The sequence below is a fragment of the Aerococcus sp. HMSC062A02 genome, assembly GCF_001809535.1.
Classification (GTDB): Bacteria; Bacillota; Bacilli; order Lactobacillales; family Aerococcaceae; genus Aerococcus.
The window spans coordinates 1-6,920 of record NZ_KV797913.1 but is presented as its reverse complement, the minus strand read 5'-3'; the positions used below and the strand labels follow the sequence as shown (position 1 = coordinate 6,920).

Below are 6,920 nucleotides of genomic sequence, written 5' to 3'. Positions count from 1 at the left end.
CTTTCTGCCTTTGCGAACCCGACTAGAAAGGGTGAGAGCAAGAGCGTTTAGCTTTGGATGCTTGGAGCAAGTTGGGATAAAGGCAAGCCATGCTTGCACGTTCCCAACTTGCGAAAGCACTCCCAAGCTGCTCTTGTGAACCCGACTTAAAAACTGGGCTTTGTCCCAGTTTTTTGCTATTTACAGTCACTTGACTTGTTAACTTCTTTAAAAATTGGTTACAAATTGGGAATACTTTTGCATTGAAAAATGAAACATGCTATCGTAGTGTAGATATAATATTGCGATAAATATTAACGGAGGAGATTGACTTGAAGAAGAATAAGAAGAAAAAGTTCAATTGGCAAAGAGTTCTAGTTGTCGCTGTATCTCTCTTCTTGATTGGGGGCGTGGGCGTCTATGCCGCCTTGCAGCAGGAACCTGTTCAAACCGCTATTGAAGACCACAAGGAGAGTGGGGCAGAGAAAGCTGTCGCCGATCTCTACTTTGATGAAGCAAAGATGTTCTTAGCTGAGGATATTAGTCAAGAAGATATCGAAGCGGCTAAAGAAGATGTAGCTAATTTGAAGGATGAAGAAGGGATTAAGGGACAATTACAAGGTGATTTGGAAGATGTCCAAAATCGCTATGATGTCCAAAATGCGACCAACAATCTCTTTGAAAAGACCAAGGACAAGCAGCCGCTCAATGGGGCAACCTTACAAAAATGGGTCATTATCAAGGATGGTTTGAAGAAGGCTGATGTTGATAAGGTTAAAAACCAACATAAAGCTGCCTTGGAATCTAAGGAAGATGGGCTCTACGGGACGCTAGCTGACCTTGTGAAGACAGCTGAAGAACAAGCTGACAAGTTCGAGAAATTTACTAAGACCTTAAACGACCTGAAATCTGCTAAGTCTTTAAAACAAGAAGACTTACAAAAAGAATTGGATAAGTTGCGTGAGGAAGCTGAGAAGGAAGAAAATCCTTATGTGACCGCCAAGATGTTAGACATGATCAGTCAAGTAGATGAAGACTTAACGGAACGGATTAGCCAAGCTGAAATTGACCAAGCCCGCAAGTCTGGTGCTTCACAAGATCAAATTAAGAAGTTAGAAGAAGAAGCTAAGAAGGCCCAAGACCAAGCTCGTGAACGGAGCGACCGTCTCCAAAAACAAGCGAATGAAGCGCGCCAACAAGCGACCCAATCTAACCGCAACCAAAGTCAAAATGTGGGCAACCGGGGCAGTCAACGTGTGACCCCGCCAAGCTCTCGTCCAGCTTCTAATAACAATAACGCAAACAACAATAATAATCGTCAAAATCAAAACAACAATAACGACAAGAAGGATGACAAGAAAGCAGAAAACAGCAAAGCATCAAATAACCAACAAAACAATGCCAGCTCTAACAATAATGCAGGTAAGAAAGAAGAAGCGAAGCCAAGTACTGACTCTTCCGCTGTCTCTTCGAAACCGCTGAACGAAAATCAAGGTTCAGCTAATCCATCGACAGCACCTTCTTCTTCCGCCTCTCAAGGGGGCGCGACTACGCCACAAACGCCACCAGAAGGCCAACCGGAAGCACCAGCTCCTAATGATACACCAGCTAATACTGGCTCAAATGCTGGGGCTGACCAAGGCGGAGCAGCTAGTGGCGGGAGCCCAGAAGCAGGCGCTGCTAGCTAAGTTGAATCTTTAATAATTTGAAAATATTTGATAAATAGCTGCTTGAACTATGGGAATTATGCTAAGATACCATATAGTAGAACAGCTTGAGGGGCGGTTTGAACCGTCCCTTTTTCTTAGGAGGATCATTATGCAAAGAAACGGCGAATGGACCAATTGGTATCGGGTCATTATTGGGGCAACTGAGGCCCTGATCTTACTGATATCTTATTTTATTTCATTCTTTATCCGCTATGGCCGTTACGTTCCCTTGCGCAATTTCCAGGCTTTCCAGGGGGCGATTCCGTGGATTTTAATTATCTTTATTGTCTTTAACTTATTGTTCGGGATCTATGTTCTCTACAATAAGTCCAAGGGGGATATCTTCTTTATTACGCTGATTATTCAAGCCCTATTGGCTGTGGTTGCCATGGTCTTGAGTTTCGTGGGGCGTTGGTTTGCTTTTCCACGTTCGGTTATTTTGATTGACTTTTTTGTGTCAACCCTCTTGATCTATGCCTTCCGGGCTCTAGTCTTTAGTATGTACCGCCGCTATGCCAGCAATAAGCGGGTGATGATTGTTGGTGAAGAAGAGGAAGTCTTTCCTGCTATCTTCAATTTCAAATCATCCAAGTCCACCCGCCATATTGTAACCCATGTGGTGATCGACCACTACTATGATAATGTGAAGGCCCGCTTGGATGAATTCGATATTGTTTACCTAGCCTCACAGATCGAAGAAGAGGAAAAACTCCGCCTCTATTCTCTCCTGATGGCGGAAGATAAAAAGCTCTTCCTTAATTCTAAGTTTGAAAACTTAGTCATGGTCAACCCTAATATCATGAACTTTGAGGATGAGTCGATTATTGAAACCTCTGACTTCAAGATTCCGGCAGATCAGGCCCTGATCAAGCGGCTCTTGGATATTATTGTTTCTCTTGTTCTTTTGATCATTGCTTCCCCGATCATGCTGGTAACGGCCCTCTTGGTGAAGCTCACCTCTAAAGGCCCCGTCTTTTACCGGCAGACACGGATCACCAAGGGCAATCGTGAATTTGAAATCTATAAGTTCCGGACGATGACAGCGACTGCGGAGGACAGCACGGGACCTGTGATTGCAACCAAGAATGATGCAAGGATCACAGGAATCGGCAAGTACCTGCGCTCCCTGCGCATCGATGAACTGCCTCAATTATTCAATATCTTGAATGGGGACATGTCATTGGTTGGGCCACGTCCCGAACGTCCCTTCTTTGTTGAGCAATTCCAAGAACAAAACCCTCACTATTACCTCCGCCATAATGTACCAGCTGGCCTGACAGGTTATGCCCAAGTTTATGGCAAGTATGCGACGGACTTTAACAGTAAGCTCAACTTTGACTTGATCTATATCAAGACCTATTCCATTATCCTAGACTTCAAGATCCTATTACAGACGATCAAAATTCTCTTCGACAAGGTCTCCTCTTCCGGAGTAGACGAAGAAAGCAAACAAGTCGTTGACCGCGAAGCCATCAAAAAAATGAACATCCAAGTCATTGACTAAACAGGGTGAGAGCAAGAGCGCTTAGACTTGAATGATTGGAGGCGCATCGAATAAGACTGACGCTAGTCAGACGTTTCGATGCGCTGAAATCACTTCAAGTCTGCTCTTGTGAACCCGACTACAGGGTGAGAGCAAGAGCGTTTAACTTTGTCTACTTGGAGTAAGACCCCAAAAAACATTGATGAAATAAAGCTTTTTGCCTATAGCTTTACAAGAAAGAGCCTGGACTTGTATCCCCGGCTCTTTCTTTTTCTATTTTTTTGATTTTTATAAGCCAGCTAGATAGCTTGGGATTGGCTTTTTTGCGACAAAGTTAGGGTGAAGTGTTATAATGATAGAAAAATGACAAACAGAGGTGCCTTTATGAATTATCCAGATGACAGTTTAACCCTACATACTGACCTCTATGAGATCAATATGATGAAGACCTACTGGGAAAGTGGCAAGGCTGAACAGTTTGGGGTTTTTGAAATTTATTTTCGTAAGAATCCCTTCAATAATGGCTATGCGATCTTCGCAGGTCTGGAACGGGTAATCGATTATATTAAGAATTTACGCTTTACTGATTCAGATATCGCTTATTTAAGGGAGACAGTAAACTACCCTGATGCCTTCTTAGATTACTTAAAGGACTACCGCTTTCAAGCGACAGTCCGATCCATGGTGGAAGGAGAACTCTGCTTCGCCAATGAACCGCTGATTCAGATTGAGGGGCGCTTGGTGGATTGCCAATTAGTAGAAACCGCGCTCTTAAATATTGTGAACTTCCAAACCTTAATTGCAACCAAGGCTGCCCGCATCCGTACGGTTTGTGGTGACGATGGCTTGGCAGAGTTCGGTGCACGCAGGGCTCAAGAGATGGATGCTTCAGTTTGGGGAGCACGGGCTGCTTATATTGGCGGCTTTGATTCGACTTCTAACGTTCGGGCAGGCAAGACCTTAGGCGTTCCTGTATCGGGGACCCATGCCCATGCTATGGTCCAATCCTTCCAGAGCGATTATGAGGCCTTCAAGGCTTATGCCCAATCCCACAAGGACTGCGTATTCTTAGTGGATACCTATGATGTGATGAATTCTGGCGTTCCAGCGGCGATTCGTGTGGCCGATGAAATGGGCGATCAGATTAACTTTATTGGGGTTCGCTTGGATAGTGGGGACTTGACCTATCAATCCAAACGTGTCCGGACCATGCTCGATGCAGCAGGTTATGAAGAGGCCATCATCGTGGCCTCCAATGACTTAGATGAAAAGACCATCCTTAACTTGAAGATGCAGGGGGCGAAGATTGATTCTTGGGGTGTCGGAACGAAGTTAATTACTTCCTTTGACCAAGCTGCTCTCGGGGCAGTTTACAAACTCTGCTCCATGGAAGATGAAAATGGTAATTTGGTCCCTACTATGAAGATTTCAAGCTCCCCTGAAAAGACCACTACTCCAGGTGACAAGCAGGTTTGGCGCATTACACGTAACTCAGATGGTAAGTCTGAAGGGGACTATGTCGCGCTTAAACACGAGCGCCCCGACCAATTGGATGAGCTCTTTATGTTCCATCCTACCTATCCTTATATCAATAAGACCGTTGTTGACTATACGGCGCGTCCGCTTTTGCAGACGATTTTTGACAAGGGGGAATTGGTCTATGACCAACCAGAATTAGACGAGATTAAAGACTATACTAAAGGACGCCTTGATTCGCTGTGGGATGAGTATAAGCGGATTTTAAATCCAGAACAGTACCCAGTCGACCTTTCACAGGAGCTCTATGATTTGAAGATGAACAGCATTAAGCAGATTAAGGAAAAGATTAAAGCAAATGTGGCAGCAGATAAAGGAGGAGAATAATGCGTCCTTTACAAGCGCATATTATTGACCAACTCTGTGTGAAAGCAAGTATTGATGTAGATGCAGAGATCCGCCAATCGATTGACTTTATTAAGGCCTATTTTAAGAAGCATCCTTTTTTCAAGACCCTAGTTCTAGGGATTAGTGGGGGCCAAGACTCGACCTTAGTGGGCCGGCTCTGCCAGCTAGCCATGGAAGAATTGCGCGAAGAGACGGGCCGGCAAGACCTTCGTTTCATTGCAGTCCGCCTTCCTTACGGTCAACAGTTGGACGAGGATGATGCCCAGAAAGCTTTGGATTTTATCCAGGCTGACCAGGTATTGACCGTCAATATCAAGCCAGCTGTGGATGCCCAAGTGGCTGCCTTAGAAGTAGCAGGTCTTGAAATCACGGACTTCAATAAGGGGAACATCAAGGCTCGCCAGCGGATGATTAGCCAATTCGCCATTGCTGGAGCCGATAAGGGGATTGTGGCAGGCTCTGACCATGCGGCTGAAGCCGTTACGGGCTTTTATACCAAGTTCGGTGATGGGGCAGCGGATATCATGCCTATCTGGCGGCTCAACAAACGCCAGGGGGCAGCCTTGCTCCAAGCGCTCGGGGCAGAGCCTCGCCTCTATGAAAAAGTGCCAACCGCTGACTTAGAAGACGATAAACCGGGCCAAGCCGATGAAGAAGCCCTCGGTGTCTCCTACCAGGCCATTGATGACTACCTAGAAGGAAAGGATCTTGCTGAAGCCGATGCTGAACGCATTGAACAACTTTATCAATCTAGCCAGCACAAGCGAGAGCTGCCGGTCAATGTCTATGACCAGTGGTGGCGTTAAAGACTTGCACATTAGAAATCAATTTATCGATAGAAGAACCCCTGCCAGGCGATGCTTAAGCCTAGCAGGGGTTTTTGTCTTTTTATAGTTTGTTGATTCTCTGATTGATTGCTTTAATTTGTTTGCTATAGTAGAAGTAGTAGCCCAGGGCAATGAGGACAAAAATCAAGCTAAATTGTAGGCTAGCCGAGAGAATGATGCCCCAAGTCAGAGGGAACCAGTTATTCCATGCGGCTAGGCCGAGGAAGGTTAGCAGACTTAAAGCCAGGTGGAAGAAGCCGGCTAAGAGGGGGCTGAGCCTATCTGTTTGGTAGAGGAGGGATCCTCCTCCGCAGACACAACCGACTAGGCTCCAACTGACTAACATTTTAAGATAAGCGGGGGAGGAAGTATAGATGGCACCCATGACAGCAAAGATAACCATACTGATAAAGATTCCTTGGAGGCTTCGTTGAATAAATTCTTTCATGGTGGGACTCCTTTCATAGGCCAAGTCTTTCTTTGAACTGATGGAGAAAACGACGACTGATTAGAATTTTCTTGTGGTTACTAAGTTGAGCATACATATTTCCGGAAAAAGCGAGTTCTAGGCTCTGGATAGCATCTAGGCGGACGAGGCTATAGCGGCTTGCTCGTAAGTAGTCGTTCTTTGGTAAGAGACTTTCTAGCTTCTTTAGGCTGAGCCGGCAAGGATAGGTCTTAGCCTTGGTCCAGATGCTTAGTTCGCCTTGGTTGATTTCTGCATAGAGGATGTCACGGATAGCTAATACCTGGTAAGTGTCCTGGGTCTTGATCGTCAAGCGGTCAGGCTGGTGCTTTCCTTCTAGCTGGTAGAGCAGGTCAGAAGTTCGGTCTAGCCACTGACTGTCAGAGGCACGCAGGATCACTTGGTGCTTGTCTTCGTCTTGGTCAAGGATACGCTGGATGACTAGTTTTTCTATTGTCATAGAAGCTCTCCTCCTTTCTGACCTTAGTATAAGGCAGAACTGGCAAAAAGTCGTCCCGTTTTAGCCGAGCGGTTGTTTTTAGGCCTTGAGTGGTAAAAAAAGCCTGATAAAA

At 45.5% G+C, this 6,920-nt stretch carries 6 protein-coding genes; 4 read left to right on the top strand and 2 right to left on the bottom strand.

What is annotated here, in order from left to right:
* The first annotated feature begins 311 nt into the window (after positions 1-311).
* The 4 genes from HMPREF2626_RS02790 to nadE all read left to right on the top strand — a co-directional run bounded on the left by HMPREF2626_RS02790 (position 312) and on the right by nadE (position 5,861).
* Positions 312-1,667: a hypothetical protein gene (locus HMPREF2626_RS02790; protein ID WP_070617190.1), complete on the top strand. Its 1,356-nt coding sequence runs from the start codon at positions 312-314 to the stop codon at positions 1,665-1,667.
* A 130-nt stretch (positions 1,668-1,797) separates the two neighbouring features.
* On the top strand, positions 1,798-3,192 hold the full coding sequence (locus HMPREF2626_RS02785) for a sugar transferase (RefSeq protein ID WP_070617188.1): 1,395 nt from the start codon (positions 1,798-1,800) through the stop codon (positions 3,190-3,192).
* Between the two features lie 363 nt (positions 3,193-3,555).
* Positions 3,556-5,034: a nicotinate phosphoribosyltransferase gene (locus HMPREF2626_RS02780; protein ID WP_141744571.1), complete on the top strand. Its 1,479-nt coding sequence runs from the start codon at positions 3,556-3,558 to the stop codon at positions 5,032-5,034.
* Positions 5,034-5,861 (top strand): ammonia-dependent NAD(+) synthetase, encoded by an 828-nt coding sequence (gene nadE, locus HMPREF2626_RS02775; protein ID WP_070617184.1) that lies wholly within the window; start codon positions 5,034-5,036, stop codon positions 5,859-5,861. The genes HMPREF2626_RS02780 and nadE overlap by 1 nt, the downstream gene beginning before the upstream one ends.
* Before the next feature lie 82 nt (positions 5,862-5,943).
* Here the strand turns inward: nadE and HMPREF2626_RS02770 are convergent, their stop codons facing one another.
* The gene (locus HMPREF2626_RS02770) at positions 5,944-6,330 is read right to left on the bottom strand and encodes a DUF3021 domain-containing protein (RefSeq protein WP_070617182.1); all 387 of its coding nucleotides are present in this window, start codon (positions 6,328-6,330) and stop codon (positions 5,944-5,946) included.
* A gap of 13 nt (positions 6,331-6,343) precedes the next feature.
* On the bottom strand, positions 6,344-6,808 hold the full coding sequence (locus HMPREF2626_RS02765; RefSeq protein WP_070617180.1) for a LytTR family DNA-binding domain-containing protein: 465 nt from the start codon (positions 6,806-6,808) through the stop codon (positions 6,344-6,346).
* Positions 6,809-6,920: the final 112 nt, after the last annotated feature.